Source organism: Methylorubrum extorquens (assembly GCF_024169925.1).
GTDB classification, from domain to species: domain Bacteria; phylum Pseudomonadota; class Alphaproteobacteria; order Rhizobiales; family Beijerinckiaceae; genus Methylobacterium; species Methylobacterium extorquens_A.
The window spans coordinates 25,304-51,543 of sequence record NZ_JALJXF010000002.1 but is presented as its reverse complement, the minus strand read 5'-3'; the positions used below and the strand labels follow the sequence as shown (position 1 = coordinate 51,543).

At 64.5% G+C, this 26,240-nt stretch carries 30 protein-coding genes; 10 read left to right on the top strand and 20 right to left on the bottom strand.

The genetic code is table 11. From position 1 onward, the window contains the following. Positions 1–2: 2 nt before the first annotated feature. Positions 3–746, bottom strand: coding sequence for a DUF4145 domain-containing protein (locus tag J2W78_RS24870; protein ID WP_253374176.1), 744 nt, complete (start codon positions 744–746; stop codon positions 3–5). 182 nt (positions 747–928) lie between these two features. Here J2W78_RS24870 and J2W78_RS23570 point away from each other — a divergent pair, with 182 nt between their 5' ends. Further along, positions 929–1,528: a cysteine hydrolase family protein gene (locus tag J2W78_RS23570; RefSeq protein ID WP_253374175.1), complete on the top strand. Its 600-nt coding sequence runs from the start codon at positions 929–931 to the stop codon at positions 1,526–1,528. Between the two features lie 129 nt (positions 1,529–1,657). On the opposite strand, the gene J2W78_RS23565 is transcribed toward J2W78_RS23570, so the two are convergent. After that, positions 1,658–1,885: a hypothetical protein gene (locus J2W78_RS23565; protein WP_253374174.1), complete on the bottom strand. Its 228-nt coding sequence runs from the start codon at positions 1,883–1,885 to the stop codon at positions 1,658–1,660. 256 nt (positions 1,886–2,141) lie between these two features. Between J2W78_RS23565 and J2W78_RS23560 the strand changes: the two genes are divergently transcribed. After that, positions 2,142–2,921: a thermonuclease family protein gene (locus J2W78_RS23560; RefSeq protein ID WP_253374173.1), complete on the top strand. Its 780-nt coding sequence runs from the start codon at positions 2,142–2,144 to the stop codon at positions 2,919–2,921. Positions 2,922–2,976: 55 nt separating this feature from the next. On the opposite strand, the gene J2W78_RS23555 is transcribed toward J2W78_RS23560, so the two are convergent. Beyond that, positions 2,977–4,107 (bottom strand): FAD-binding domain-containing protein, encoded by a 1,131-nt coding sequence (locus J2W78_RS23555; protein WP_253374172.1) that lies wholly within the window; start codon positions 4,105–4,107, stop codon positions 2,977–2,979. Between the two features lie 1,188 nt (positions 4,108–5,295). Here J2W78_RS23555 and J2W78_RS23550 point away from each other — a divergent pair. The 5 genes from J2W78_RS23550 (at position 5,296) to J2W78_RS23530 (ending at position 9,335) form a co-directional block, all read left to right on the top strand. Continuing rightward, positions 5,296–5,604, top strand: coding sequence for a TIR domain-containing protein (locus J2W78_RS23550; RefSeq protein ID WP_367399907.1), 309 nt, complete (start codon positions 5,296–5,298; stop codon positions 5,602–5,604). Further along, the gene (locus J2W78_RS23545; RefSeq protein WP_253374171.1) at positions 5,601–6,761 is read left to right on the top strand and encodes a toll/interleukin-1 receptor domain-containing protein; all 1,161 of its coding nucleotides are present in this window, start codon (positions 5,601–5,603) and stop codon (positions 6,759–6,761) included. The genes J2W78_RS23550 and J2W78_RS23545 overlap by 4 nt, the downstream gene beginning before the upstream one ends. A 2-nt stretch (positions 6,762–6,763) precedes the next feature. Further along, positions 6,764–7,420: a hypothetical protein gene (locus J2W78_RS23540; RefSeq protein ID WP_253374170.1), complete on the top strand. Its 657-nt coding sequence runs from the start codon at positions 6,764–6,766 to the stop codon at positions 7,418–7,420. A gap of 6 nt (positions 7,421–7,426) precedes the next feature. Then, the gene (locus tag J2W78_RS23535; protein ID WP_253374169.1) at positions 7,427–8,047 is read left to right on the top strand and encodes a hypothetical protein; all 621 of its coding nucleotides are present in this window, start codon (positions 7,427–7,429) and stop codon (positions 8,045–8,047) included. A 616-nt stretch (positions 8,048–8,663) separates the two neighbouring features. Next, positions 8,664–9,335 carry a TIR domain-containing protein gene (locus J2W78_RS23530; protein ID WP_253374168.1) on the top strand — a complete coding sequence of 224 codons (672 nt, stop codon included), beginning with the start codon at positions 8,664–8,666 and terminating at the stop codon, positions 9,333–9,335. Positions 9,336–9,436: 101 nt separating this feature from the next. Here the strand turns inward: J2W78_RS23530 and J2W78_RS23525 are convergent, their stop codons facing one another. Then, entirely contained in the window at positions 9,437–9,916 is a 480-nt protein-coding gene (locus J2W78_RS23525) for a TIR domain-containing protein (RefSeq protein WP_253374167.1), read from the bottom strand. Positions 9,917–10,289: 373 nt separating this feature from the next. Then, positions 10,290–11,351, bottom strand: coding sequence for a site-specific integrase (locus tag J2W78_RS23520; protein WP_253374166.1), 1,062 nt, complete (start codon positions 11,349–11,351; stop codon positions 10,290–10,292). 177 nt (positions 11,352–11,528) lie between these two features. Between J2W78_RS23520 and J2W78_RS23515 the strand changes: the two genes are divergently transcribed. Both J2W78_RS23515 and J2W78_RS23510 read left to right on the top strand, forming a co-directional pair. After that, positions 11,529–11,777: an AbrB/MazE/SpoVT family DNA-binding domain-containing protein gene (locus J2W78_RS23515; RefSeq protein WP_253374165.1), complete on the top strand. Its 249-nt coding sequence runs from the start codon at positions 11,529–11,531 to the stop codon at positions 11,775–11,777. A 4-nt stretch (positions 11,778–11,781) separates the two neighbouring features. After that, entirely contained in the window at positions 11,782–12,174 is a 393-nt protein-coding gene (locus J2W78_RS23510) for a type II toxin-antitoxin system VapC family toxin (protein WP_253374164.1), read from the top strand. 498 nt (positions 12,175–12,672) lie between these two features. On the opposite strand, the gene J2W78_RS23505 is transcribed toward J2W78_RS23510, so the two are convergent. From J2W78_RS23505 to J2W78_RS23445, 13 genes are read right to left on the bottom strand one after another with little or no spacing between them, the layout of a single operon-like run. Then, entirely contained in the window at positions 12,673–14,001 is a 1,329-nt protein-coding gene (locus J2W78_RS23505; protein ID WP_253374163.1) for a hypothetical protein, read from the bottom strand. 3 nt (positions 14,002–14,004) lie between these two features. After that, complete coding sequence (locus tag J2W78_RS23500; RefSeq protein WP_253374162.1) at positions 14,005–16,248, bottom strand: DotA/TraY family protein; 2,244 nt, start codon at positions 16,246–16,248, stop codon at positions 14,005–14,007. Between the two features lie 9 nt (positions 16,249–16,257). After that, positions 16,258–17,253, bottom strand: coding sequence for a hypothetical protein (locus tag J2W78_RS23495; protein WP_253374161.1), 996 nt, complete (start codon positions 17,251–17,253; stop codon positions 16,258–16,260). After that, positions 17,250–18,272 (bottom strand): hypothetical protein, encoded by a 1,023-nt coding sequence (locus J2W78_RS23490; RefSeq protein WP_253374160.1) that lies wholly within the window; start codon positions 18,270–18,272, stop codon positions 17,250–17,252. Before J2W78_RS23490 ends, J2W78_RS23495 begins: the two co-directional genes overlap by 4 nt. Further along, on the bottom strand, positions 18,269–19,033 hold the full coding sequence (locus J2W78_RS23485; RefSeq protein ID WP_253374159.1) for a hypothetical protein: 765 nt from the start codon (positions 19,031–19,033) through the stop codon (positions 18,269–18,271). The genes J2W78_RS23490 and J2W78_RS23485 overlap by 4 nt, the downstream gene beginning before the upstream one ends. Then, the gene (locus J2W78_RS23480; protein WP_253374158.1) at positions 19,030–19,977 is read right to left on the bottom strand and encodes a M23 family metallopeptidase; all 948 of its coding nucleotides are present in this window, start codon (positions 19,975–19,977) and stop codon (positions 19,030–19,032) included. Before J2W78_RS23480 ends, J2W78_RS23485 begins: the two co-directional genes overlap by 4 nt. Then, positions 19,974–20,372, bottom strand: coding sequence for a hypothetical protein (locus J2W78_RS23475; RefSeq protein ID WP_253374157.1), 399 nt, complete (start codon positions 20,370–20,372; stop codon positions 19,974–19,976). Before J2W78_RS23475 ends, J2W78_RS23480 begins: the two co-directional genes overlap by 4 nt. Next, positions 20,369–21,043 (bottom strand): hypothetical protein, encoded by a 675-nt coding sequence (locus J2W78_RS23470; protein ID WP_253374156.1) that lies wholly within the window; start codon positions 21,041–21,043, stop codon positions 20,369–20,371. The genes J2W78_RS23475 and J2W78_RS23470 overlap by 4 nt, the downstream gene beginning before the upstream one ends. Then, complete coding sequence (locus J2W78_RS23465; RefSeq protein ID WP_253374155.1) at positions 21,028–21,273, bottom strand: hypothetical protein; 246 nt, start codon at positions 21,271–21,273, stop codon at positions 21,028–21,030. The genes J2W78_RS23470 and J2W78_RS23465 overlap by 16 nt, the downstream gene beginning before the upstream one ends. After that, complete coding sequence (locus tag J2W78_RS23460) at positions 21,270–21,899, bottom strand: YcbK family protein (protein ID WP_253374154.1); 630 nt, start codon at positions 21,897–21,899, stop codon at positions 21,270–21,272. The genes J2W78_RS23465 and J2W78_RS23460 overlap by 4 nt, the downstream gene beginning before the upstream one ends. Continuing rightward, positions 21,880–23,061 (bottom strand): type IV pilus twitching motility protein PilT, encoded by a 1,182-nt coding sequence (locus tag J2W78_RS23455; protein ID WP_253374153.1) that lies wholly within the window; start codon positions 23,059–23,061, stop codon positions 21,880–21,882. The genes J2W78_RS23460 and J2W78_RS23455 overlap by 20 nt, the downstream gene beginning before the upstream one ends. A 3-nt stretch (positions 23,062–23,064) precedes the next feature. Further along, positions 23,065–24,213, bottom strand: a complete 1,149-nt coding sequence (locus J2W78_RS23450; protein ID WP_253374152.1) for a type IV secretory system conjugative DNA transfer family protein — start codon at positions 24,211–24,213, stop codon at positions 23,065–23,067. Between the two features lie 4 nt (positions 24,214–24,217). Further along, entirely contained in the window at positions 24,218–24,358 is a 141-nt protein-coding gene (locus J2W78_RS23445; RefSeq protein WP_253374151.1) for a hypothetical protein, read from the bottom strand. A 117-nt stretch (positions 24,359–24,475) separates the two neighbouring features. On the opposite strand from J2W78_RS23445, the gene J2W78_RS23440 reads away from it, so the two are divergent. Beyond that, entirely contained in the window at positions 24,476–24,979 is a 504-nt protein-coding gene (locus J2W78_RS23440; protein ID WP_253374150.1) for a hypothetical protein, read from the top strand. Positions 24,980–24,999: 20 nt separating this feature from the next. Here J2W78_RS23440 and J2W78_RS23435 read toward each other — a convergent pair whose 3' ends face one another. Further along, the gene (locus J2W78_RS23435) at positions 25,000–25,566 is read right to left on the bottom strand and encodes a hypothetical protein (protein WP_253374149.1); all 567 of its coding nucleotides are present in this window, start codon (positions 25,564–25,566) and stop codon (positions 25,000–25,002) included. Beyond that, positions 25,566–25,916: a hypothetical protein gene (locus J2W78_RS23430; protein WP_253374148.1), complete on the bottom strand. Its 351-nt coding sequence runs from the start codon at positions 25,914–25,916 to the stop codon at positions 25,566–25,568. Before J2W78_RS23430 ends, J2W78_RS23435 begins: the two co-directional genes overlap by 1 nt. Between the last annotated feature and the right edge of the window lie 324 nt (positions 25,917–26,240).

Sequence of the window (26,240 nt, the reverse complement as noted above, 5' to 3'; positions counted from 1 at the left end):
ACTTATTCTGCTTTCCTTTTTTGACGACGTGGGACGGCCCCATCAATTGCGACGAGCTTCGCGTCAGTCCGCGCTTTTCGCGTTGGCACAACGAATGTCTCGTAGATAAAATATTCTAGAGCATCCATCATTGTATTTAAGTCATCCGCTGTGGGTTTCCAGCCCCTATGCGCCGAAGCGTTACCCGCCTCCACTAGGGTTTTTAGCCTTCCCTTATCTTGAGGGCCAATTTTTCCCAGTTCCTCCAGCTTATCAAGCTTCGCCTGAAATGGAAGATTTTCGTCTATTTTCAATAGACTGGCCGCAACATCAAATGACGTCCTGATTGCTATTCCTGCCAATATGTTCAAGTCGTTGTTTAATGCCTTGTATAGTTCCAGTAGTGCCTCATCCAGGCGCCCGACTTCTGCGGCATCGATGCCAGCATCAGACATCCATTCAGGGTATGGTCTCTTAGCCAGCGCCGGCCAATAATTTATCGTCTCATTATATGTTGTTCCGGTACTGCCATCATACTCGTAATAATTATCGTAGTCCTCGGAATTCGTGCTTATTGTACGGGCAAAAACGCTATCACAACCTCTGCATTGGAGGATGAACCAATCAACATGCCAACTATAATTATCATCGCCATCTCTACGTTGAAAGTGCCCTCTGATTCGACAGTTGCGAATACCTCGACATTCCGAACAATCTGCTTGAATGGTTTTTGGTTTTTTCGCGGGTTTTACCGATTCGGTGGTCACGTCAACTAGGCCTCCACCATTTAGGTGTCCCACACTAGCGGCGCGCTAACCGCCGTCAATAAAATTCAAACTGACCCACTACCCAACTTTCCGCCAAGGTGTCTTGCGGTCTATAAGTGCTAGGGTCCGCACCACGCTCGTATGACACAGCGAAATTCGAGCGGTGCGGGAGGAAAAACACGATGTCAGATCTTTCGACCCTGCGCGGCCTGTCCGGTCTCGACACGCAGCCTCCATCCTTCAAGGGCTCGGCCCTCGTGATGATCGACCTGCAGGAGACCTATCGCCAGGGTGTGATGCGACTCGAAGGTGTCGAGCCCGCCCTTCAGGAAGCTGCCGACCTGCTCGTGCGGGCGCGGGATGCGGGCATCCCAATCATCCACATCCGGCACGATGCCGGACCGGGATCACCCTACGACGTTACGGCACCGATCGGTCAGATCAGCAGCGAGGTGGCCCCTCAGGGTAGCGAGCCGGTGATCACGAAGGCTTACCCGAATGCGTTCGTCGGAACCGACCTCCAGGCGCAGTTGGAGGCGACGGGGGTGAAGGACATCGTCCTGGCAGGCTTCATGACGCACATGTGCATCAACTCCACGGCGCGCGGCGCCTTCAGCCTTGGGTTCCGGCCGACTGTAGTTGCCTCCTCTACGGCGACTCGCGATCTGCCTGCGCTTGACGGTTCGATTGTCCCAGCGGCGCAGCTTCAAGCGGCGAGCCTAGCCGCGCTCAACGACCTTTTCGCCGTGGTCGTAGGCAAACAGACCGACATCCCCGATTGAGGTTCGAGCTGCATACGAACGCAGTGGCCTGATTCCAGAATTGCGTCGGCATGGCATCATCCGAGCCGACGATTCCTTCTCTTCTGGTGGCTCTCTGCATGGTCAAGCAGATTGGATTTTGACCCGAGATCAGGGATCTGGCCACCGATCCCCGCCCTTCACGCCGATCTGATCGGCCCGTCCCTCGCGCCGGGCGATCTCGACCGCGACGCGGCTCCAGAAGCGGCACTCGGTCAAGCGGCCGCCGGCCCTTTCCATTCGGGCCTGCTCGCGGGCGACGCGGTAGGCTAGGCCGCCGTGGACGGAGAGAAGGTCGGTGGCCTTGCCCGCGACCTCCTGGCGGAACCGTGCTGGCATGAGGCGGTCACGAAGCCATCGTGGCAGGACCATCGCCAAAGCCTCGATCCTCCGTCCACATTCCCCATCCAGGATCGCAAACAAACTGCTCGACAACTCCAGGACGAACAAGCCATCCTCCCCGCAAAAGAGGAGGATGCTCAATGGTTCGTGCACTCACGCTGGCTCTGGTTGGGATTGGCGCTCTGCTCATTGCCCCCGGCACTGCAGAGGCTCGCAACACGCCGTGCTCTCAGGGCAAGGGCGGGATCAAGGCATGCCAGAACGGCAAGTTCCTTTGCCAAGATGGCAGCATCAGCGCTTCGAAGAAAAAGTGTTCCCGTTGAGGGCCGCATTCGGAGCGGTCGCCATTCTGCTGCTGTGCACGGCGGCGGAGGCGGAAACGGTTACGGGCCGAGCATCAGTCATCGACGGTGACACGCTCGACATTCGCGGGCAGCGATTCCGCCTTCAGGGTGTCGATACGCCGGAAAGCTCGCAGATGTGCGGTGACGCTGCCGGCAGGGACTACCCCTGTGGGCGTAAGGCGGCCTTCGCGCTCTCGGACAAGATCGGCTCGGGAAACGTCGCGTGCGATGTCGTGGGCAAGGATCGATATGGCCGCTCGGTCGCGATCTGCCGTCTCGGCGCCGAGGATCTGAACGGCTGGCTCGTCGCCCAGGGCTGGGGCATGGCCTACCGCCAATACTCCAAGGCCTACGTCTCGCTGGAAGACGAGGCAAAGGCCGCGAAGCGGGGAATCTGGGCTGGCCCGTTCACGCCACCGTGGGATTGGCGCAAGGGCAAGCGGGAAGGCGATGCACCTGGGGCCGCCGCCATCACGCCGGCGCCTGCCTCTCCAACGACGAAGGCCCCTGCGGCTTCAGCGGCTGGCTGCCAGATCAAGGGCAACATCAACCGAAAGGGCGATCAGATCTATCACGTGCCCGGATCTCGAGACTACGACAAGACCGTGATCGACGTCGGCTCAGGCGAACGCATGTTCTGCTCCGAGGACGAAGCGAAGGCGGCTGGGTGGCGGGCTCCGAGGGGGTGAAGGCCTCTCCCGAGGGCGATGTGATCGCCGGGTGACAGCCCTGGTTTTACTGGGATCAGGCTCCGAGCAGGCTCGGGATCACAGAGCGCAGGCGGGAGTACCCGCGTGTCGCCCTCGGCCAAGCGGCCTCGTCCCACGCCCGTCGCACCCGCAGGCAACCCTGGGGCAGCGCAGCTGCCGATGGCCCGACGGGTGCCCAAGCCGTCACCACGGGAAGCCCCCCGCCCCAGTCGGTTCCAACATCGCCGGCCGGACACTCAAAATGCGCCTCGGCGCGGGCCAGGGCGTCAGCCATGGCGGCCATGTCCGCCGACCTGACGCGCCCGGACGCGCCGTCCGCATGGGCGATCAGGCCGCCGAGCCGAACCACCTTCGCATCCCCCAACGGCAGACTTTCCGGGTGAAGATCGTCGAGGTGGAGGAGCAACGCGATCTCGCCCCTCGGGGCGGCGTCGGCCCGTGGCAGCGGCACCTCGCGCGGCGGCATCGCCTCGTCCAGGGCGTCCGGATATTCGTCGAGCCCTACGGGATCGAAGCGTCCGTCCGTATAGCGCCGGATGTTCTCGGCGCGTGCGACGTAGTGCTTGCCGCGCGTGTGCAGGCCCGCGACCCAGCGCCAGGACAGGGTGTTGCTCGCTGGGTCGCCGTCGAGGAGATGACGCAGGAAGAAGTCGGCCCCGAGCGCCCAGGGGAGGCGCAGGGTGAAGATCCAGATGGAGGCGAACCACATCCTGGCGTGATTGTGGAGCCAGCCCGTGGCGACGAGTTCGCGAGCCCAGTCGTCGAAGCCGTCGATGCCTGTCCGTCCTTCGACCGCCGTTGCATAGGTCCGCCTCAGGCCGGGTTCGGCGGCGAGGCGGTCATGGCCCGCCGCGGCCAGCGTGCGATAATCCGCCCAGGCGGCGGGATGGGTCTCCAGGTGGCCCTTGAAGTAGGTTCGCCAGAACACCTCCGAGACGAACTTCTCCGCCCCGCCATCGCCGAAGGCCCGGTCGGCGGTGGCGACCACCTCGGCCTCCGTGATCAGGCGCCGGCGGAGATAAGGCGAGAGGCCCGAGGTGGTCGCCTCGGCTTCCGGCCCCCGGTCGGTGTTGCGGTTGGCGGCATAGGCCGCGCCCGCGCCTGCGAGGAAATCGGAGAGGCTGTCGAGGCCGGCGGCGCGGGTCAGGGGGAAGCTGCGGTCCATGTGCCTGACCTAGGGTCGCCAGGGCGTATGGCCGATGCGACTCAATCCACCGACGCGGTGGCGGCCTTCGGCCTCTCGATTGGCCGAACGGCCGATGCCGCACGCGTGAGAGGCTGATAACGACCCCGCCGCCCGATCTGATCACGGGTCGGCGGGGTGGGACGCCCATCTCACGCTCGAGCCGGTACGCAACTTGGCTCGAACGTAGGATACGGTCTGCGGGTTAGCTGCGGCTCAACAGACACCAACGGGCCTCTCTCGATTCGGGATCGCGCCAGCGTAGGCTAGCCTGTCATTCCCCGAATTTGCCCCACCGATCCGAGCCTTTCACCCCAATCTGATCCGCTCGCCCCTCACGTCGGGCAATTTCAACCGCGACGCGGCTCCAAAAGTGGTTCTCGGTCGAGCGGTGAGCCGCACGCTCTATGCGCGCTTGCTCGCGGGCAACGCGGTAGGCCAACGCGCCATGAACGGCCAGGAGGTCGGTTGCCTTGGCGGCCACCTCACGCCGGAAGCGGCTCGGCTGAAACAGGTCGCGGAGCCAACGGCGCATCCGTGCAGCTTATCGCGTCAAGGGGACGACTGTGGCGGCCGCCGGGGTCGGATCGAAGCCACGCGCGATCTGAATTTGCCGAAAATTAGCGGATCGCAGCCAGCCAAATTGTGCCGACTCTTGTGCGTCCGAAAAACACGGTCTGTTCCGGTGTGGCCGATATGTCCGCATTTCTAAGGCGTTGCCTGCCTTAAAGAAAATGGCTGGGCGCCAGGATTCTCAGCCAAAACCAATTGCTTACGACATCAAAGGGTTAGCCTCTCAATCACCCGTCTCCAACGGCATCGAACCCGGGGAATGGACCATCCCAGTGGACCTGGGTCAACACCATAGCCCATCGAACTTCACAGGGAGAAGGAGCCTGTCCAGCGGCGGTGTCAGGCTGGTTGGAGTGGCGCGGGAAGGAGTCTCTACGACTTAGATTGATATTCTGGTTTGCGCCATGAGCAGAAGTTAGCTCACCGTCCGGTGGCGGACGTTTAGCAGCCCGATGTGTTCCCACTGACACTGCAGGGGGGCTACTCGTGGGGTCGATGCCGCCTGGCACGGGCAGCGGCCAGCCACGTTCGACGATGAGGTCGGTCCGCCGGAGATACCTCCGGTGAGGCGAAGCGACGCGCGGGCGGCATCGAGAAGTGGATCGAGACCAGTTGAAGGACACCTCCGTCACGGTGGTCCTGTTCGGCGCGCAACCCCCCGAACGCGAATGGGTCGGCCACGAGATCAGGCGCAGCGACAAGCCTGGGAAGGGCCTGCTTGCCATCGACTTCCACAAGGTGAAAGATCAGCAACTCGGCGCGGACGTCCAGGGCAGGAATTTGCTGTCATACCGGTTGGTCAAGCGCGGCGGACGGACGATTGGGTCGCCAGCGATGGGTACAATAATATGTCCGCGTAGATCGAGGCGGCCGACAAAGCCGCCGGGCGCTGAGGCCAGCAGATGAGCCTGTACGAGCTTGCGATCCTAGGGTGTGCGACGCCAGACGAGAGGACGACCTTAACCGCGACGCTGCGCGGCATGATCGAAGACTTCGGCCTCGCAGTCGGCACTGACGTGCGCGTTCTCGACAGCTCGAACGTCGCGGGCCGCGACAAGCGTGCGGCGTTCGCCGCGGCCTACTTCGCTGGCGACGATCACGCTGACGTGGAGGCTGCGCGCGCGCTGTTTCGGTCCAGCGCGCCGGTAATCCCCACGGTAGGGCCGGCCGGCGACTTCGCCCGACATATCCCCGATTTCCTGCAATCCGCGAACGGGTTGCGGCGTCGTGGTGACGACGGCGCGCTCGTTGAGCTGGCGTCGGCGCTGCTCGAATGCGTGGGGCTTCTACGGAAACAGCGCCGGGTGTTCGTTAGCTACCGCCGCACTGAATCCCGCGCGGCGGCTCTGCAGCTGCACGACCTCCTCACTGCCCGCGGATTCGATGTGTTCTTGGACACGCACGACATTCGCCCCGGGGACCCGTTCCAGGACGTCCTGTGGCAGCGCCTGGTCGACGCCGACGTTATGGTGATGCTCGACACGCCGACCTACTTCGAGAGCCGCTGGACGCGGCAAGAGATCGGCCGCGCCCGCGCCAAGGACATCCACGTGCTGCGGGTCATATGGCCCGAGCACGTCCCCAGCAGGCTCACCGACTTGGCCGAGACCGTCTATCTCGAACCGGCTGAGCTCGAGGGCTCGGACGGGCCGGTAACGCGCGCGGTCGCAGACGCCATCGTGGTCCGCGTCGAGCGGTTGCGCAGCCGGGCCATCGCGGCCCGGTACATGGCGATCACCGGCAAGCTGCGGGCCGACGTAGAAAAGTTCGGCGGGTCGGTGGAGGGCATCGGGGCTCATCGTGCCGTCGCCATACGGCTTCTCGACGACCGGAAGATCTGGGCCTACCCGGTCGTTGGCGTACCTAACGCCGAGATCCTCAACGACATCGCCGAGAAGGCCCGCCGCGCCGACCAGGGCGAGACCCCGGTGCTGGTCTATGACCACGTCGGCATCCGCGACGCCTGGAACGCGCACCTGGTCTGGTTGGGCGAGCACATCCGGGCCGTGCGTTCCATCAAAGTCGCGGAGGCCGGTTGGGCGCTCGCCGCATGGGAGGGATGAGCATGGTCGACGCTGTCTTCCTCTCCGCGGGCGTCCCTGATCCCAGGCGGGGGCCACAATACGCGGCGACCGCCGACACGGTGGCGATCACCGCGGCCGTGTCGGCCCTCGTCCACGTGACGCTCGGCCGCCGCCTCCTCGTCTGGGGCGGTCACCCGGCGATCACGCCGATGGTCTGGACGATCGCGCAGGACGTCGGCGTCGACTACGGGCGCTGGGTCCGCCTGTACCAATCGCGGCATTTCGCAGACGAGTTCCCTGAGGACAACCAGCGGTTCCAAAACGTCACCTTCACGGATGACGTCCCCGGCGACCGCGAGCAAAGCCTCCTAGTGATGCGCGAGCGCATGTTCTCGGACCACGGCTTCCAAGCCGCCGTGTTCATCGGCGGGATGGGCGGCATCACGCAGGAGTACGAGATGTTCCGCCGCCTACAACCAAACGCCGTGGTCGTCCCGGTCGTGTCCACAGGCGGCGCAACGCTCGACGTGGCGGCGCGGGCCGGGCTGCTCGACCCCGACCTAGCCGACGACCTAGACTACGTAGCGCTCCTGCACCGTCACCTCGCCGTGTCCGTGCGGGAGGAGCGGTTCAAGGACCCGGACGACCAGCCGGCGTCGATCCCGGATCGATTCTGGCGGCCAGGCAAGAAGGCCTGACCGCGCATGGCGTTCCTACAGGAGGCCGACATCCGCGCGCGGGCGCGACGCAGGGCCGGGGCGGCTGGGATCAGCGTCCCGGAGGCGCTGGGCCGGATCGCTCGGAATCGACGCCCGCGATATGACATCTTCCTCTCCCAGACGATCCGCGACGCCGAGATCGTTCTCGGAGTCTACGACATGCTCACCAACGCCGGGTATGATGTTTTCTGCGATTGGATCGAAGCGCCCGAGACCGATCGCAGCCAAGTCACGCCCGCCAACGCCGAATTTGTCCGTACGACTATGGGTGTAAGCGACACCCTGCTATTCCTCGACACCGTGAACGCGGCCCAGTCGCTGTGGATGTGTTGGGAACTGGGTTGGTTCGATGGGCGGAAAGGTCTCGTTGCCGTCCTCCCGGTCTTGCCTGAAGGCGAGCGATACTACCGCAGCCGCGAGTTCCTCGGCCTTTACCCGTACGTCGAGCTGGATGAGGAGGGGCAACTTGAGGTCGTCAGGCCCGTCGTCACGAGCCCGAGCGGCATCACGCTGTTCGAAGCGCCGAACTCACGGACGTTCGAATCCTGGCGGAACGACCCGCGCGACTTCATGCGGCCGCGCGTAGTTGGCGGGGCAGGACGGTAGGTCAGCGCGGTGATCTGCTCTTCGCGGGCGGATCTCGGCGGGCCTTGCCGATCCAAGTGACCCGCCGGGCCGCATCGCGACGCGACCGAACGCCTATCACAGCCTGTTGCGAGAGCGGTGAACAAGCTATTGAGGGGACGGGCGCGCTACTGCTGATGCTACCTGCTTCTCATTGAGCTGAGGCCACGCAAAATGACGCTTACGTCGGAGAAGGTCGCCGACCTCCGCCTAAAACATCTTGAAATGCTGCAAGCCGTTGTCCTGCGGATGTCATCGAATAGCGCGACAGTCCGAAACTATTGCATAACGCTGACCTCGGCTGTTGTCGGCGTGTCGTTGACCGTGCAGCGGCCAGTTGGAGCCTTGCTCGCTTTGATTATAGCCGCTTTCTGCGCTCTCCTCGATGCGCAATATCTCAGATTGGAAAGGCGGTTCAGATGTCTATATGATAAAAGCAGGGAAGAAGGCTTCGATGTACTGCCAACATTTGAAATTAAGCTTAGTTCTGCGCCAATTATCAAATTCCGTAATGTCCTTCTAAGCTGGCATATTGGATTCTTCTACGTACCTTTAATAATCTGCATTATCGCAACGCTTGCAATAACGTGGTGGAGCTATGGCCGGATTATTTGATCTTAGTGGTGCCCGCGCAGTCTCAACCAAGCGAAAGGTTTTCTTTTCCTTCCACTACAACGACATCATGCGCGTGAACAATGTTAGGCTCTCGCAGGAGTTTAAAAGTTCCGAAAGCTCAAGTGGAGGTCGATCGATCGAAGGATTTTACGACAATAGCCTTTGGGAAAGCAAAAGGTTGAGCGGACCGGACGCTCTGAAGCAGCTGATCCGGGATGGTGTGCACAACACGTCTGTGGTTTGCGTGCTGGCCGGAGCGGAGACCTACGCGAGGCGGTGGGTTCGCTATGAGATCGCGCGGAGCGTGATCGATAGTAAAGGCCTTCTGACCGTTCACATCAACTCCATTCCGAATCATCAGCCTCCGCGCCAACCACATCCCTTGGGTCCAAATCCCACAGCGTTCATGGGTGTCGCTCAGCGTGACGACGGCACTTACCGCCTCTGCGAGCGGAACTACGTTGACGGCGCGTGGAAGTGGGTGTGGTACTCCGATTACGTGAGCGGTGTACCGATACCGATGTACATCGGCGCCTCAGTTCGAAAGGGCGTCATTCCGCTGTCCGCCTGGACGAGCGAGTACGACTGGAAGCAGGGCGGTTACAACAGCATCGGTAGCTGGATTGACCGCGCCGCGCGTGAGGCGGGCCGCTAGATGACGCCTGTGCTGCGCTGACCTAGTAACACCCACGCGGATACCGTTGTTCTGGCATCAGTCCGCGCATCAGGCCCAATGCTAGTTAGTGCACAAACTTTTTACTTGCGCGCCTTAATTGCATCCGAGACCCAAGTCTCTATATTTTCCTTAATGTGGTCATAAACGTACGTGCTGGAGGAGTAAGGCGTATCGTGTGTAGTGCCGACAATCGTTTCGCCGCTCACGCTAAGTCCTACAAAGGGATCTCTCCCCTTCGTGCCCTGCACACCATCGGAGTTTTTGAGGCCGTGGATATACACGGCTGTAACGCCGAGGCCTTTCTTCCAGGCTTCCTTGATTTCATACTTGACCCAGGGCCTATCTGCAGTCTTTTCGCCAACCAAAACCACAAGGCATTCTTTACCCTTTAGGTTGGATTCGATCCAATCCTTTATGGCTTGATCACCCTTCTTCTTGATCTCCTCCCACTTGTTGGCGTCGAGCAGCGGCTGTTCCTCAATTGAGCCGATGTTGCGGACTTGCTGCACCCGCCAGTTGTCGGGCTTATAGTGAAAGCTAAGGAAGCATTTCTTCGCCACCAAACTCGCTCCATTCTCGGCCTGTAGGCGCAGCACATATCGTGAACATATAGAACATAATCGTGCTGGATAGCAATCCATTGTTGGGTGGGTGCCCGGGAGAACGGAGGTTCCGCTCCAGTTAGCGGGAGATCGCTCCTGAAGCGGAAGGTCGCCCGAGGATCCGGTAGATCGGGTTGCATGGCCACGTTCGCCTCAACGCACTCGCTGATCGCATTCAGGTTGACGCGGTTTTACTCCAACGCCTTGATGCACATTGCTCGCCGCCAGTTATGATCGGCCGCTGGCTCATAGGGTCCAGCACGTCGACAAGCAGACGTTTCTAGAGGCCGCTCTGGGTCATATTCAGCCAGCCGACGGCAGCCGCTGAGAGTCATGCTCTGTTCTGCAGAGTCGCCAACTTTCTCGCGGCTCCCCGATGGGCTCGCAGGCGCTCACCATAGCGCGCCGGCATCGCCGGGGTCTTCCACGAGCCGGCCTGCATTACCTCAAGCAGCTCGAATCCCGCCGCAAACATGTCCTGCGTCGCCCCAACCCGGGTCGAGTGTCCGGAGGGGAGTCGCGCAAGCTTCAGCCCGGCCGCTGTGGCAAGATCGCGAAACACCCGCGCGACCTCCCCTCCCCCAAGGGCGGCCGCGCCGACCTGCCCACCCTTGCTCAGCGGCCGGAACAGCGGCCCGCTCACCAGCTGAGCAGCCGCAAGCCAAGCGTCTACATGCGCCATGGTGTCGGGGGCGAGGTACTTGATAGCCCCCTCCCCTTCCTGGTCGGCCTTCGAGCGCCGCACCAGTACGGTGCCGGAGCCATCGGCGCCCCTGTGCAGATCCCCTATATATAATGAGACGAGTTCGGAGCGGCGCAGCAGGGTGTCGTAGGCGACGGCAACCAGCGCAGCGTTGCGCAGCGCGATCAGCGGCACGTCGCGTTTCGCCTCGGTCACGCGCCGATGCCGTCGCTCGGGCGTCTTCACATCAAGCATGCGCTCAATGCTTCCCCGGTTGAGCGGCTCGGCCTGTTCCTGGCGTCGGCCCTTGGCCCGATTCATTCGCTTCACCGCGAGCCGGACGATCTCGTCGGCACAGGGGTTCGAAAGTCCGGCCGCACGATGCAGGGCGGCGATCGAGGAGCGGTAGCGCTCGACGGTGGCGCGCGCCTTGATCTCGGCCTGGGCGTCGATGAAGGCGGCGACGGTTTCAGGGGTGGCCGGCAGCATCGCCCTCCCCGCTTGCCCACACCATGCCGAAAAAATCCGGCTGTCGGCGGCGAAGGCGCGCATCGTGTTGTCGGCGAAAGCCCCGCGTGCGGCGCGGGCGTGTTCCTCGAGCCGCTCGATCAGCAGGTCGAGGCCGGGCGGCAGCGCGTCGGCGAACGGGACCGGTGCAGCAAACGCGCGGGGCGTCGGCCCGGAGTCGGATTCGGCAGCGTCAAGCTCCATGGCGGGAGCTTAGCCGTTCAAATCCTAACGATCCACAAATTTTCTGCGATAGCTCCTATTATCGGATGCAATATCACACTCGGGGATGAACGTCACTTCATGTGATAACCGGCATTTCTGGCCACCCCAGCTTTTTTGGTATAGATACCACTGTGCTACCCAAGCGGCAGGAATACCATGGATTCGCGCTCAACCAAAATCGTGGATGGAGGGAAACTCGTCATCCCTGCCAGCTTCCGTCGCGAGATGGGGCTTCAGGTCGGTGATACCGTCGTGATGGAGATGGTCGATGGGGAGCTTCGGGTCCGATCGCGCGATGCAGCCATTGCCGAGATCCAGAAGCTCGTTCGCGGTCTGGTCACCGACGGGGTCAGCATAGTCGATGAGCTGATCTCTGACCGGCGTGCGGAAGCGGCCAAGGAGTGACTTCGTGGCCGCCAATTACGCTCTGGACGCATCCGCCCTGCTCTGCCTGCTTAATCAGGAGGATGGACAGGACCGCGTGCGTGCAGCCCTCTCCGAATCGGTCATCTCCGCGGTCAACTACTCGGAGGTCGTGGCCAAGCTCGTGGAGCGTGGGGGGGCCGTCGCGACGGTGGGTCGCGCGCTCGAGCACCTGCACCTGACGGTGGTCGAGTTCGATCGCGTGCAGGCCGTCGAAGGCGGTGCGCTTCGTCAGGCCACGCGGCAGGCCGGTCTCTCATTCGGGGACCGCGCCTGCTTGGCGCTGGCGAAGTCGAAGCGCCTCACCGCTCTCACGGCTGACCAAGCCTGGGCTGATCTTGACGATGCAGTCGGCGTCAAGGTTGAACTCGTGCGCTGACGATGACCGGCACCGCTTCTATGGCAAAAGCTGACGATCGGATCAGAGACGAAACAGGAGTGCTGAAGGATGAGCGCTGATTGCGTCAACCCTGAAGTTGTTGAGACGGTGAGCCGTATGGCTTCTGTCTCCGCATGCGGCCGGAGCGACTTGGTCAGATCAGGTCATGCGATTTCGTCGATCACCGCACGTATAACGGAGGCTACCGGATGCTGAACGGCCTCAATGGTCACAAGAAGTGTGCCTTCTCGCTTGAGGCCCGGGGATATTCTTTGGCTTGTGAGGAGCGCTTTTAGCCCTCGCGAATCCTATGACGGTCAGTCGGCCCTCATCTCCTTGCCGGGAGGTGGGGGCCGATGGCTTTTCAGGGTCTGACTGCGGCGGCGGTTTCTCTAGGGATTGCGATGGCTTCCGTAAGGGAGTCGTGACAGGCCACATCGGTGACCAAGCTGGAAGCTGTCAACCTGAAACGCCTATCAGGTGTAATTCGATCGTATTCTAACGCTGATCTGTATTTGTTGGAACATTCGCGGATTGTAGCTTGGGTGCTTTAGGTAGCTGGATATCCAGCGTGAATAGGCACTCCTTGATCGCGGACGTGATCTTGCAGCCGAGAGGTGTGCCGTCGAGAGGGGCGGCAATCGGCTTTTCCTGGATGCTGATGGCGCCGATGTTCCGGGTGGCCTTGTAGACGTGATTCGCGGATCTTGCGGGTAGGGAGAGGCTGCTGACCGCTCCTCCCGCGATGGCAGCGGCGCGCAGGCGCCGTGCTGAGCCTCCCGACAGCTCCTCTGGGTAGACGACGTGGACGAGGGCGTTCGCAGCGTGCCCGGCATCACCCTCCGCGAGAACCTCGACGCACCGCGCGATCACGAGCGCGGTGGTGAGTGCCGATGACGGGCGGATGCAGACCAGTCCGGCCGTGGACAGGGCGGAGCGCAGATCGAAGCCCTCGGAAAGTGAGACGGTAGTCAGGCTGGCGATCTCCCGAGCATGAACAGCGAGCGCCTTTCGCCCGTTCTCCCGCGTCTCTTCCTTAAGTTCCCTGAGCGGTTTGATCGCTGCCCTGAGGGCGGCGCCATCCGAGGAGGAGAGGCGTGCAGCGCTGACCTCCTCGCGGTCGATCTCGTACTCCCCGTTGACCAAACGGCCGAGCGCGGCTTCGTCGGTGAACGCCTCGTAGAGCGACAGCGGGTTCTTCCCGTGGCGGGCGCCGAGCATCTCGATGACCGGCATCAATTTCCGATTCACGGCGCCAGCGTCGGGCCCGAGCCCCAGATCTGCGATGGCGGCGGACAGGGTCGAAGACCTGATCCGCAGCGGCGACCGCGGCGCGGCCGCGAGATCGATGGAATAGATCTCGTTGTCCCGGCCGTATGACTTCGCCACCTCAGCGAATCGCTCGGACAGCATCGGCTGCTTGGCGCTCTGTACGACGATGGCACCCATACGGTTGATACAGGAACCGAGGACGAGGCTGCAAATCGCCTGCTCCTGCCAAAGCGGATCATTGCCGTTGAAAGACAGGCCTTGCACGAGATCCTCGCGGCGAAGCCAGACCTGGCCGGTTGCTGCAAGGCCGACCGGCCAGGTGGCGTCGCCGCGCCGGCGGGTGGTCTCGTCGCGGTAGCCGCGCCGGCCGAGGTGGAGCGGGACACGCGCCGGCGCCCGCCAAGTGCGCCAGCCGTAGGTGAAGTGGCGCAGGTAGCGGTAGCACGCGTAAGCCAGGATGGCTTCGGGGACGAACGGTGCGGCGATCGCCGAGAAGGCGAAGGCGACCGCGATCCCGAAATGCGTCGCGACTTCCTTGGGAGTGGCGTCGTTCATCGCCTACTCCCATCCGCGCATCTTCGAGAGCATGGTCTGGGCGTTGCTCCGGCCATCCTTGACCATCCGGCCGCTCGACTGGGTCGGGACCTGGGTGGGCGAGCGCGGCATGACGATCGCGGCTGCTCCGACCGCTGCAGTGTTGCCGGTGCGGCGCTCGATCTGCCCCCCGATCCACGAGAGCACGGTTTCGGGCAGGGCGCTGATCTGCCCGGCGGACATCATCACGATCGAGAACAGGATGACCGCGTACACGAACAGCCCAGCGGTCCCGACCATCGCGTAGGCGATGGTGCCGTCGGGCGACAGCATCGCGAGGGCTCCGCGGAAGAAGATGTGGGTGATGTCGAGGCCCAACCGCATCAGCAGCAGAGAGACGAGCAGGCCGATCACGATCAGGGGCGGCCGGAGCAGGATGCCGAGGAAGAACATATAGCCCTGACCGCTGTTGCCGACGAAGCTATCGGAGCGGGCGGGCATGAACTTGGTGAGAAGCCAGATCGGCACCGCTATCATCGCCTCGGCGACGACGAGGAACCAATTGAAAGTGCCCATCAGGAAGTGGACGATGACCACGAACGGCACGAGGCCAACCAGCATGAAAGCAGCCGCAAACAGAATGGTGCCGAGGAAGTAAAAGAAACCGGAAGCCGTTTCGGCGAGTTGTTGCCCGAGCTGCACGGCCGGATGCTTAATAAAACCCAATCCCCAGCCAACGAAATCCGAGCTGACACCGGCCCCCGTCGCCACAATACCCCAGTTCGCAATACTTTGTCCGATCTCCTGCACTTCGAGGATTGGGTCCTTCCACGTCCCTGTTTCCGGACGACTGATGACGTTGAGCACGCCCGAGTAGATGGCTGAGAGCGCCCTGGCGAATTGGCTGGGCGCGTCTGCCTGCGCGGCCGGGTCGTCGCTGGCGATGCGCGCGACGCTGCCCGTGCCCTGGGCGGCAACGAAGCCGCTGAACGTCCCCACGTAAGTCACGTTGCGCTGCGCCTCCTGGGCAAGGGGCCAGAAGGCGCTGTGGCCGAGAGAGGGCATGTAAGTGTGGATTGCGGCCGGGGGAACGGCCGTGATCGAAGCGCTCGGCCCAGCCGAAGCGGCTAGGAGCTTGGCTTGGACGAGGCTCATCGAGCGCTGCCACATGGCGGCCGAGAGCCAGCCGTTGTCGGTGGCGTTCGTGAGGTAGTCGCGAAGCGCCCTGTCGAGCTGGGCGTTGTTGCTCTGGGTCAGACTCTGGCTGACGCTGTCATAGGCTGCGTCGACCGCTGCCTTGATGCGGGTCTGGATGTCCTCGTCGTCGCGGCTGCCGGACATGATGGTCGTGGCAATCCCGCTGGCTGCTCCGTCGAGGCTGTTGATCGCCGCCTGAAACGCGCGCTGGCTCTGCTGCTCGGCCAGGGCAATGAGGATCGATGTCGTAGTGGCGTCCTTCGTGTCGGCAATGTTTGCGTTGATTTTCTGATGCTCGTAGACCACCGAACCGCAGAGATTATTTGATCTGCGAAAATACCCATTACTGTCGGCAAAGTAATATGTTGTCGTTTTCGGGCTCCATGATCCGAAGCTGCCCCTATCGACAACGGTTCGTGAGACGATCGAAGCAGCATTATCGCGTCCTGAGACGTTGTTGGCGTATTGCTGCAACGACTGAGCGCAGACGTGGCCGTAGAGGCGCCCTTCCAGCACCTTGGCGAGCTTACCCCGCAAGGCGAAGTCGCCGAGCGCCTGGGTCGGTTGGGTAAGCGTTCCGTACATGCCGTTGAGCTGGGTACCGGCGACGCGGGTCCAGAGGGTGTCGCCGAACCCGGATCCCCAGACGGCGAGTTGCACCACCAGGATCTGCACCAGCGACAGACCGGACTTGATCGGCAGGCTGAGGATCGCGCCGGTGATGACCCGCAGGAGGGTGTACTTGGCGCTCGATCCGCGCCCGAACGCCTGGCCGTCGTTCGCCGTATCGGCGACCATCGAGTAGAGCAGATAGCAGGCGAGGATCGTGGCGATGATCAGGCAGGCGCCGTTGAAGTAGCCGAGCGCGACCGTGAGCGGCCGGTCGTCGGTGCATGTGGCGGCGGTCCACACGCCGTCGACGACGCAGCCGAGGAGCTTGCGCAGGTTGACCAGCGCGAGGTCGTTCTGGACCGGCGTGAAGATCTCCCGCCCCGTGGTCTGGGCCTGGGCGGCGGTCGCAGCGGCGACGAGGCCAAGGCTGCCGGCACCGGCGGCGATTCTGCGAAGCATGGGAAGCACCTAGAGGTTGCCGCCGGCCTGAGTGGCCAGGATGGTGCCGAACACGGCCGAGGTGCGCGCCTGCTGCTCGATGAGCTGCTGGCGCAGGGCCAGCGACATCGAGCGCATGCGGGTGAGCTCGATGAGCAAGCCATGCTCGGACTGGCCCGCGAGCCCGGCCGACCACGCCTCGTACTGGGACCCGCCGCCGTACTGGCCGATGAGTGCTTCGAGCTGCGCGAGCGGGGACGGGGCGGCGCTGCCGACCTCGTGGCCCTCGGCGATCGACATCGCCCGCACGGCGCTGAGCGAGACGAGAGCGGGGGAGCGTAGGGCCTCGACCCGGCGGGCACGCAGCATCATCAAGTCGGCTTCCGAGCCCGGCATCGCGGCCGTGGGCTTGGGCATCGGCAGGCCGGCCATCGCCTGGATCACTACCTTGCGGTCGTCGTCGCTGGCGGAGGGATCGAAGAGCACTCCGGCATCCGTCTTGGTCGGATCCTGGAGTCGGTCGCGGGTCGCCTGCTGGAGCGGAACGTTCTTGCCCGGCGCCACGTCGAGGCCGCGATAGGTCTCCCGGCCGCTCATGGTGACGTTGCCCATGGCGCGGTTGGTCGCGTTCATCAGGTCGATCGCGCCGCAGGCGTTCACGCCCTGTCCGGTGTCGATCGCGTATTGCTCGCGAGCGTCGACGAGGGCGCGGCGCTGGGCGACCTGGGACAGGGTCGATGCGACGGCCTGCTGGGTATTGCTGACGAGGTTCACCTCGCGCTCGCCGTTGGTCGAGGTCTGCGCCGTCTGGACCTTCATCGCCGAGAGCAGCATCTCCAGCGTCAAGCTGCGCTGCGTGGCGATGTTGGTGCCCATGGTGGTCACCCGGGCGGTCAGGGTGGCGTTGGCGGTGTTGTGGCCGGCGATCCAGAGCGGATCGAAGACGCCGCAGACCTGAGCCGCCGCGGGGGATGCGAGGGCGCAGACGTAGGCCGCGACGGACGCGGCGAGGAGAAGCTGCTTCATGGCGTCCGGAAGCTCGCTGGAGTGGAGAGCCCGCGACCGGGCCTGGGCACGCTGTTGGAGATGCGGGCGTTGACCATGGCGAGGAGCAGCGCCGCGGCGGTGGCCTCGGTGCGCATGCCCCGCTTGATCTGGTGGGCGAGGAGGGCGAGGTTGGCCGCCTCCATCCGCACGGCGTCCTGGATGATGCCGCGGTCGTGCTGGCCCGCGACCCCGGCCGCCCACGCTGCGCCGCCGTCGTTGCCCTGCCAGTGGCTCGAAAGGGCCCGCGCCTGCGCGATCGGGCCGTCGGCCCGGTAGTCGGCGGCGATGTCGGCGAGCACGCTGGCCGTCATCGAGCGGTAAGTGTCGCGGCCGGTCTTCTGGAGCCGGTCGAGGTCGTTGGTGGCGGTGCCGGCCGTGTTGCGCGGCTGGGGATCGGGCGGACCGACGACGGTGTTGATGAACTTCGAGGCGGCCGCGGTGTCGCCGCTGTAGAGCGCGGCCCCGTCGGGAGCGTCACCGGTCTTCACGTCGGCGACCCAGTCCTTCGGGTCGGCGTAGCGGCCGGGCTGAGCGCGAACGGGCGTGACGATCTGCCGGCGGACGGCGGCGGAGCCCGTCATCGCCGTGTAGAGGCCTTGCGCCTTGGTGTTCGAGCCGCACGGATCGTAGCCGACCGAGCCGTAGCGGTGGGCAGCGAGCGCCACGGCCTGGCGCTGCTCCTGGGTGACGACGGTGGTGACCAGCGCCTCGCTGGACGCGCGAAAGCCGTTCGAGACCTGGTCCGAACCGGCCGCGGACTGCGCGGTCAAGACCTTGATGGCGGACAGGAGCCGCGCCCGCTCGGCGATCTCCTGGGCGACCAGGGCGGCCTCGGTGGTGGTGATCGCGCCGGTGATCGCCGTGGTCAGAGCGGAGGTCTGCAGGTTCACACGGTGCTCGACCCCGAAGCAGGTCTGGGCCTGAGCCGGAGCGACGACGCCGATCGCCACGACAACGGCGCTCAAGCCCCCGATTGCGGGCAGGCGAACCCGGCTCACGGCGTGCCTCCCTGGCGGCTGTCGCCGCCCATGCCGCCGACGAGGACGCCGACGAGGCTGGCGCGGGCACCGCTCAGGATCGCCCCCTGGCGGCGGGCCTGAACGAGGGCGGCATCCTCCTCCGCGGTGGCGGGGTTGGGCTTCACCGTGGGCAGGGGGGCGACGACGTCGAGATAGTCGGCGGCGGTCATCACCTCCTCGGCGCCGTAGTCCCGGTTGAACAGCCATGGCGCTGCGTCGGAGTCGCCCGCGCCGTAGCCGCCGGGCTTGGCGCCCGTGCACCAGCCCGTGTCCTGCTCGGAGGGCGAGCAGTAGAAGGTGCGGCGCTGGTCGAGGGTGGCGCCCATTCGCTCGGCGGCGTTGCCCCCGCCCGTCAACCAGCGCTGGTCGGCCTGGCGGAAGGCCTGGCGGACCTTCGTCGCGGAGGCGTAGCTGTCACGCTCCTGCGAGATCCCGAGCGCGATGTTGCAGGCGGCATAGCCCGTGCCGGTATCGTAGCCGTACTGGTGTTGGGCCTGAGCGAGGCGCAGGGCGTTGTCCTGGCTCACCAGGGTCGAGGCGACGGCCTCCGCGGCGGCCTTATGGCCGTTGGTGGTCTGAAGCGCGGTGGTGCTCGACTGCGCCCCGGACACCTTCATGCCGGACATAAGCCGTTGCAGGGAGATCTCCCATTGCGGGAAGAACCCCTGAGCCTCGACCGGGAGGGCCAGGGCGGTCGCAAGGATGGTGCTCGCTGGAAGGAGGAGGCGCAGCCGCGTCACGGCCTGGCCTCCGGCTGGGCATCCAGGGCGTAGAAGGCGACGAGTTGGGCGAGCGCGGCATCCATCTGCGCGTCGTAGTCGAAGGTGTTGGCGGTCAGCTCGGTCGCGTTGATGCGGGCGAGCTCGATGTAGAGGCTGCGTGTGGGCTGGTTGGCCACCTTGATCGCATGGTCCTCGGAGCCGGTGGCCTTCTCGGCAGCGCTGGCGATCGCAGCCTGCTGGGATTGGCTGTCGGAGCGCGACACGGTCTCGCTGGCCGCGCCCTCGTTGGCCCCAGGCGAGCAGGTCTTCGGCAGGGTGGTATCGCGTGGCCCGCCCGCCATATCCGGGTACTTGTTCGAGATCGGGATCTGGCGCGGCAGGAACGGCTCGGGATTGACGTAGTACCAAGCTGAAGGGACGGCCTCCTTGATCGCGTCGGCGGTCAGGGGACTGACACTCTTCCTCGTTCCCTCGCGCCAGACGCGGCCGTTCGTGCCCGTCGTCGAAAGTGAGCTGCCTTTGAGGAGGGTGCCGAGGTGGAGATGGGGGGCACAGCGATCCATGCCTTTGCACCCCATTGTCCCGACCTGTTCACCCGCCGAGATCGTCGAACTCTCCCTGTTTTGGAAAGTCGCGACGTTCATATGGAGGTAGAAAAACCGCGTATCAACGGACGTTACGTCTGCGATAACCCCGCCCTTGCCGAAGTTTCTGTATGTGATTGATCCAGACGAGCCCGAATAGATCGGCGTCCCGGCTCCCTGGCTGTTCACGATATCCATGCCCTGGTGGTATCCGGCCGAGGCGCCCGGCCGGCCAGATCTATCCACGCCATAGGGGGATGAGACCCGCTGCCCACCGGGGCTCATGATGTCGACGGAAAGGCAGGTTCCGGCTTTCGTCGGTTCACAGAAGAGGACCAAGGCTATGAACGCCAGACCGTTCGAGCGGATGCGGCTCATTGAGCGCTCCCCTCGGCGGCCGAGCAGAAACCAAATTCGGTGTTATTGAATAGTATCTTTGTATTACTTACAATTTTAAGGGAGAATGAGTCACCATCTGCTTCGTCAGGGCCTTCCTGCAACTCTGGCGGAACACTGGCGTCCCAATCACATTTCGTTTTTAAAGAAATTATATTGGATTTTTTTCGAGCCGTCTTGATCGTGCAACGACCCTCGCCTTCATCGAAACGGTGGAGAATTCGTTTCTCCTCAATTTTGAGGAACGGCTTCTTGCAGTCGGGTCCTTTCGGACCGTCATGTCCCCACACACCAACCGGCAGGGTGAGCTTCTGGGCCTGCACAGAGCCGATCGCAGCCAGGAACAGCGTCGCTGAAAGGAGAGCCGCACGGATCATTGGAACATGCCTCCGAAGTTGCTGCCCGAGGGAGCAGGAGCTGAGATCGGCGGGGCTGCGGCTGGGGCTGCCTCCGGCTGAATGACGACGGGGGATGCGCTCTGCGTGGGCTGACTCAGGTTGAGCGCAGAGCCGAATGCCGAGTTCTGGATGTGGTTGTACGAGCCGATCCCGTTGATGTTCGGGATGGCGATCGGCGAGATCGAGCCGTTGAGCTGCCGGAACAGGTCGCCGGAGAGCGAGTTCTGATAGCCGCCCATCTGCCGGTTGATGCTGCGGATGGTGTCCCTGAGCTGGTCGTCGAGGATCTGGCAGACCTGTCGCTTGGCAGCGTCGATCACCGACGAGATCAAGCTCGTCGCCCCGGAGGTGAGGAACCCGGACAGGTCCGGGATCAGGTTCGAGAGGTCGAACCGCCTGAGGAGGTCGCCGGCGATGCAGCTATTCGGGCCGTTGAAGAAGCTCGACGGATTGACCTTGGCGGCGTCGATCAGGGCGATCTGGCGCTGCACGGCGGCGTCGGCCGCTTGGCGCACCAGGCAGTTGTTTCCGGTCGATTGAGCCTGGGCCGGAGCTGCGCCGGCGAGCGCGAGCCCGCCGACAACGACGGCGAGGCGCAGCGAGGTCCGCATCCGGATCCGGGGCGGGGTCGGGTCTAGAACGCGGGCCATTTGCCACCCTCGATGAACTTCGCCCAGACGTATTTCAGGAACCGCATCGGCCCCATCTTGCGATGATTGCAGTAGGCCAGGAACGCTGCGTACAGCGCCATGGCGATGAATGTGTAGCGACTGAGACCTGTTACGATCAGCAGTGGGAAGAACGCCGCGATGCTTCCGTGGATGCCGAAGAATCGCAGCGGTACGGCGGACCAGCGCCAGGGGAGATGACGATCGCTCATGCGGGCTCCCCGGGCTTCGTGATCGGCGTGCCGGGCATCGGCTGCCCGGCGGGTGGCGCCCTGCGGCCGCTGGCCCAAGTCCGCGCGTGGCCGATGTCGAGGTGGCAGAACGATGGGTAGATCCCGACGCCGCCGCGGCCGCAGAGCGCACCGGCCACCGCGACCGCGTCCGGGGCGTAGCCGGCCGCCTTCAGGTCGACGGCGCGACCGGCGAGGTGCAGCGAACTTCTGGCCGCGCCCTCGAGGCCGGCATTGTGCTGGGGCGTCCGGTAGCCCGAGGTCACGATCAGCGGCACGGCAGCGCCGTGGACCGCGCTCATTGCGTCCTGGACGGCGGCAAGCAGGTCGAACAGGCGCGGATCGATCCATACGGCCGAGCTAGCGTCCCCGACGTCGCGCAGGAGCCAGGAGAGCAGCAGGAGGTCGCGCGCATTGTAGCCATCCGGGGCCCGGACGATCGCGCTCACTTCCTCGCCGGTGCCCTCGCGCCGCAGCCACAGCCGCACGGGCGGCGGGAGCGCGACGGCGCCCGCGAGCGCTCCGGCGTAGGTCCGGTCGATCCCGCAGGCGGGCAGGGCGGCGGTGGCCGCGAGGCCGGTGAGGAGGCTACGCCGCGAGACGGGCATCACGATATCCGTAGCGATCGAGGACACGGCGGGCGGTCTTCACGTCGATCGCGCCCTGCTCCAGGGCAGCCGTGACGGTGACCCGCATCGAGCGGCCATCCTCGCCGCGCCCGATGATGGTGCGCAGGGTGTCAACGGCGTCGGCCATGCCGGCGCGCGCCACCTCGCGGCGGACCCGGTCGGTGAGGACCTGGCATTCGCGCAGGCAGACCCGGCCGCCGCCGACCCGCGGCACGAGGAGCTGCGAGACGAGGAGGTGGGTGCTGGCCAGTACGTCGTGGAAGGCCTGGACCTGCAGGTCGGCCGGGAACTTCAGGGTCAACCGGCGCAGGATGTGGGCGACGTCGTTGGCGTGGGTGGTGGTGTAGATCGGGTGGCCGGTCTGGGCCGCTTCGACGGTCGCCAGGATCGTGTCCATGTCGCGCAGCTCGCCCACCATGATGAGGGAGGGCTTGCGCCGGAGGCTATTGCGCACCCCGGCCGCAAAGCTCGGCAGATGCAGGCCGATCTCGTGCTGCATGATGGTGGAGCTCGCCGAAGGCACCCCCTCGAACACGAACTCGATCGGCGCCTCGTAGGTGAGGATGTTGCCGTGGATCGGCGTCTCTTCCTCGAGGACGCGGCGCATCAGGGCAGCCAGCGTCGTGGTCTTGCCCGAGCCGGTCTCGCCCGCGACGATGACGGCGCCCTGCGCGGGCGTCGACTCGGCGACGACGTCGCCGTCGACCCCGAGCCCGACCACGGTCGGCGGATCGGCCGGGATGTGGCGGCAGACGATCTGCACGCCGACGTCGCCCTCGTAGTAGCCCGCCGTCACGTTGATGCGGAACCGGTGCCGGACCGGCTCGGCGTCGCGGGCGGCCCCGGCCCGGTCCTCGATGGTGATGGCGCGGTCGAAATCCTGGCCCGAGTAGAGCTTCGACATGATCGAGTCGGTCGCGGTGAGCTCGGTGGCGATCCGCGCCAGCGTGCTCGGCTGGAGCCAGACCCGGGTCAGGGCGCAGAGGTGGCCGTGGACCGAGGCCAGCACCGGCCGGCCGGACTGGAAGATCACGTCCGAGGCGTCGATCGCGACGGCATGGACGAGGAGGCGGGACACATCATCGCGACCGTGCACGATGATGTCTTCCTCGGGGTAGCGGGTGGCGCCGGTCCAGAGCATGGCTCACTCCGCCGCCAGGGCCGCCGCTGCGGTCGCGATGCGCTGGAATTTCGGGGCGACGACGATCTTGAGGAGGCGCTGATCGACCGCGGCCGAGCGGCCGTCCTTGCCGACCTTGAGGGCGGTGGCGCGGGTCTTGACGATCGGCAGGCTGACCGCGCCCTGGGCGGCGAGGTCCTGGTAGCGGCGCATGCCGGAGAAATCCCGGTCGAGGCGCGCCAGGCCGTCGTCGAAGGCCGCGCGGGCCTGCGCCACCCCGACTTCCAGGCCGCCCTTGTAGCCGACGTCCCAATTGGCCTGTTCCACATCGCCCTTGGGCGGGGTCCAGGTGGCCTTCGTTTCCGGGGCGGGTGTGACGGTGAGGTAGTCGCGCCAGTTCGGCGGCTGCACCGCGACCCGCGCGTCGCGCAGGATCTCGAAACTTCCGAGCGTGGTGACCAGCAGGGTGCGGGTCGGAGTCTGGCGCACGTCGCGCAGCTCCGACACCACCGGAGCGACGATGTCGGGTCCGACCATCACCGCCGGGAACGGGTAGCGGGCGTCGAGGCGGGCGGCGATCTCGGGGGTGTCGAGGTAGGCGGCAATGCGACTCGACTCGTCGCGGTAGCCGTCCTGGATCCCGGCGCTCCGGGCGGTGCGCTGGACCACCTTGGTCGGGCGGTTGGCGTCGCCGAAGACCCCGGCCGCGTAGCGGCTGAAGTCGGAATTCGCCGGGTGCGGCGGCGCGGGCGGCGGCTGGTTATCGCCGACGTTGGTCGCGAACGGCTCTGGGCCGTCCTGGCCCGGAAGCCGCTGGCCCCTGGCGATCTGATTGAGGGCGTTGGCCTGGGCGAGGCCGCCGGGGCCGTAATAGCCCGGCGGCGGATACCCGCCGGGCCCGGCGAAGCCGCCATAGCCGGGTGCTCCGTAGCCGGGCGCCCCATAGCCGCCGTACCCGCCATAGCCGGGAGCGCCGTAGCCGGCCGCGTAACCGCCACCGTAGCCCGGCGCGGCGTAACCGCCATAGGCCCCGCCGTAGCCCGCGCCGTAGCCGGGCGCGACCGGAGCGCAGGCGGCCGGGTTCTGGGCGCAGTAGGTGTTGGCGACCTGGGCCGCGGCCGGAAGGCCGGCGAGGCACAGGACGGTGGAGAGGAGCCATCCCTTCAGGCGCATGGCATCAGACCCCGTGCTCGCGCAGCTTGGCATCGACGTGGCCCGAAGTGCTGCTGCCGGTGCTTACGCAGGCCGAAAGAAGAACGGACATGCCGATCAGCACGAATCCAAGTCTAATGACGGATATGAGGCGGCTGCGGTTCATGCTGATACCCCAGAATATTTTATTTATATTGGACTTGCCGTTTCTACCCATGCTGTTCCACAAGACGGGATACCGAAACATCCTCGACGAGTGGGGGTCATGGGGATCAGGTCGTTTTTGAAAGACCGACTCGCACGCCGGGTCGGGCCGGAGCACCGAAGCTTCGTCAGCATGACCGGCACGGTGCTCGGCGGCACCCACGCCACCTGCCCGGCCTGCCGGCGCGGCCAGCTCGTCGCGGTTCCCGACGCCCTCGACCTGCGCAAGTGCGACAACGGGAAGTGCGGCTCGGAATACTCCCTGGCCGAGCTCGGCCGCACCTTCGCCCTGGAGGGCGCCGACGTGCGCGAGCTGGCAGCCTACGAGCGTCGGCAGGCCTTCACGCTGTTCGTGGCGGCCGAGGTCATCGGCGTGCTGGCCGCCGCCTGGGCGGTCTACACCCGGTCCTGGTTCACGCTGTGGGGGGCGCTGCTCCTGTGCATCGTGGTCTGCGCCACCGCGATGGTGTCGCGCTACCGGGCCTGGCAGCTCGAGCAGGGCCGGATGTTCGAGGCGCGGGCGCCGCTCGGCGCCTTCCTGTCCGAAGAACTCCGCGGACTGGTCCGGCGCGAGCGTCAGTAGGGGAGGGGTCCGGCGCATCCTCAGCCCCCGATCATCGTGCAGACGTTCGAGAACGACACGTCCATCTTGATCGTGTTGCTCACGAGCTGCGCCACGTCGTTGACGAAGAACGCCAGCGTGCCGCCGACGAGATACAGGAACGCCGAGCCCGAGCCGGCCTGCTGGCCGTTCGTGGCGCCGTAGAGCTTCAGGCCGGCGACGAGCCAGGCCAGTGCGCCGAGCGCCATGAAGAAGTAGGTGATGGCGAGCTTGATCTGCTCGCAGTTCGAACCGCGCGGCGAGGCGCCGTAATTGAACATGCTGAAGGTGACGTCGCCGCCCAGAACGAAGTTGTTGGCGAACCTCCACAGCAGGACCGGGGCGACGATCATCGCGCTTGCCAGGGCAAGCTTGCCAACGGCCGCGTCCACCGTCACCGGCCGGTTGGAGAATTTATATTCACCGGCCGCGACGTTGTAGAGTGCGTAGAGCCCGGTCGTGCCATACCAGATACCAAGAACGGCAATGCACAAGAAGATCAGGTTGACGACGAGGGGGAACACCTCGCTCAACGAGACCAGCAGACTGCCGAGATCTGGAATAGCCATCACCGCCCCCGTTTGAAACCGTTCTGCTGGTATTCAAGCCGCTCCAGCCTTTCTTCCAGAGCGTTGATGCGCTCCCTCAACTCCTCGAGCTTCAGATTTGTTGGATCGACGTCGAGATCCGGGCGCCGATAAAGCCGTCGCTCCTCAGCTCTGCCATCGTGGTACTCGAAATTAGACCTACTCTTCTTCTGTTGCTCCGAGACCCCTGGGTCAGCCGCAGCTTGTTGCACTGCGAGAATGGATGCAACTGTAAGTAACAACGCCCAGGTTGCATTTTTTAAGCCGATATTAACCCGTCCGTCCGGGCCGGTTTCTATGCTCCCGTATTGGCCGCGCGGACCGCATTTCATGGCGCTTACTCTGACCTATTTGGTGAATAGCGTCGGCTACATGAAGCACAAACGCGACAATAAAAAACCATTCATAGAATTACCACATTATTTTGTGTGGCTTATAGACCATGATGACTCCACTTTTTAGGACACTAGATGCACTAGGCTCGGTCTTCATTGACATAGCGAGCGTGCGTTCGCAATAAGAGCCGCAATGAGGATTTTAGCGACTTTCGCGAGGCGTATACAGCATGGAGACCGCCGCCAAACACTTGGCTTGGGCCGGATCACTGGTTGCCTGTGTCTATCTTGCCACAAGTCATAACTGGATTCCGGTCCAGC

Excerpts from the sequence above, each read along its gene's own strand:
- J2W78_RS23430 (WP_253374148.1), bottom strand. The coding sequence starts at position 25,916 with ATGAAATGCGGTCCGCGCGGCCAATACGGGAGCATAGAAACCGGCCCG.
- J2W78_RS23470 (WP_253374156.1), bottom strand. The coding sequence starts at position 21,043 with ATGGCCCGCGTTCTAGACCCGACCCCGCCCCGGATCCGGATGCGGACC.
- J2W78_RS23450 (WP_253374152.1), bottom strand. The coding sequence starts at position 24,213 with ATGCGCCTGAAGGGATGGCTCCTCTCCACCGTCCTGTGCCTCGCCGGC.
- J2W78_RS23535 (WP_253374169.1), top strand. The coding sequence starts at position 7,427 with ATGGCGTTCCTACAGGAGGCCGACATCCGCGCGCGGGCGCGACGCAGG.
- J2W78_RS23560 (WP_253374173.1), top strand. The coding sequence starts at position 2,142 with ATGCCAGAACGGCAAGTTCCTTTGCCAAGATGGCAGCATCAGCGCTTC.
- J2W78_RS23505 (WP_253374163.1), bottom strand. The coding sequence starts at position 14,001 with ATGAACGACGCCACTCCCAAGGAAGTCGCGACGCATTTCGGGATCGCG.
- J2W78_RS23455 (WP_253374153.1), bottom strand. The coding sequence starts at position 23,061 with ATGCTCTGGACCGGCGCCACCCGCTACCCCGAGGAAGACATCATCGTG.
- J2W78_RS23565 (WP_253374174.1), bottom strand. The coding sequence starts at position 1,885 with ATGCCAGCACGGTTCCGCCAGGAGGTCGCGGGCAAGGCCACCGACCTT.
- J2W78_RS23435 (WP_253374149.1), bottom strand. The coding sequence starts at position 25,566 with ATGGCTATTCCAGATCTCGGCAGTCTGCTGGTCTCGTTGAGCGAGGTG.
- J2W78_RS23445 (WP_253374151.1), bottom strand. The coding sequence starts at position 24,358 with ATGAACCGCAGCCGCCTCATATCCGTCATTAGACTTGGATTCGTGCTG.
- J2W78_RS23460 (WP_253374154.1), bottom strand. The coding sequence starts at position 21,899 with ATGCCCGTCTCGCGGCGTAGCCTCCTCACCGGCCTCGCGGCCACCGCC.
- J2W78_RS23520 (WP_253374166.1), bottom strand. The coding sequence starts at position 11,351 with ATGGAGCTTGACGCTGCCGAATCCGACTCCGGGCCGACGCCCCGCGCG.
- J2W78_RS23465 (WP_253374155.1), bottom strand. The coding sequence starts at position 21,273 with ATGAGCGATCGTCATCTCCCCTGGCGCTGGTCCGCCGTACCGCTGCGA.
- J2W78_RS23500 (WP_253374162.1), bottom strand. The coding sequence starts at position 16,248 with ATGCTTCGCAGAATCGCCGCCGGTGCCGGCAGCCTTGGCCTCGTCGCC.
- J2W78_RS23570 (WP_253374175.1), top strand. The coding sequence starts at position 929 with ATGTCAGATCTTTCGACCCTGCGCGGCCTGTCCGGTCTCGACACGCAG.
- J2W78_RS23545 (WP_253374171.1), top strand. The coding sequence starts at position 5,601 with ATGAGCCTGTACGAGCTTGCGATCCTAGGGTGTGCGACGCCAGACGAG.
- J2W78_RS23555 (WP_253374172.1), bottom strand. The coding sequence starts at position 4,107 with ATGGACCGCAGCTTCCCCCTGACCCGCGCCGCCGGCCTCGACAGCCTC.
- J2W78_RS23540 (WP_253374170.1), top strand. The coding sequence starts at position 6,764 with ATGGTCGACGCTGTCTTCCTCTCCGCGGGCGTCCCTGATCCCAGGCGG.
- J2W78_RS23530 (WP_253374168.1), top strand. The coding sequence starts at position 8,664 with ATGGCCGGATTATTTGATCTTAGTGGTGCCCGCGCAGTCTCAACCAAG.
- J2W78_RS23475 (WP_253374157.1), bottom strand. The coding sequence starts at position 20,372 with ATGATCCGTGCGGCTCTCCTTTCAGCGACGCTGTTCCTGGCTGCGATC.
- J2W78_RS23495 (WP_253374161.1), bottom strand. The coding sequence starts at position 17,253 with ATGAAGCAGCTTCTCCTCGCCGCGTCCGTCGCGGCCTACGTCTGCGCC.
- J2W78_RS23515 (WP_253374165.1), top strand. The coding sequence starts at position 11,529 with ATGGATTCGCGCTCAACCAAAATCGTGGATGGAGGGAAACTCGTCATC.
- J2W78_RS23480 (WP_253374158.1), bottom strand. The coding sequence starts at position 19,977 with ATGAGCCGCATCCGCTCGAACGGTCTGGCGTTCATAGCCTTGGTCCTC.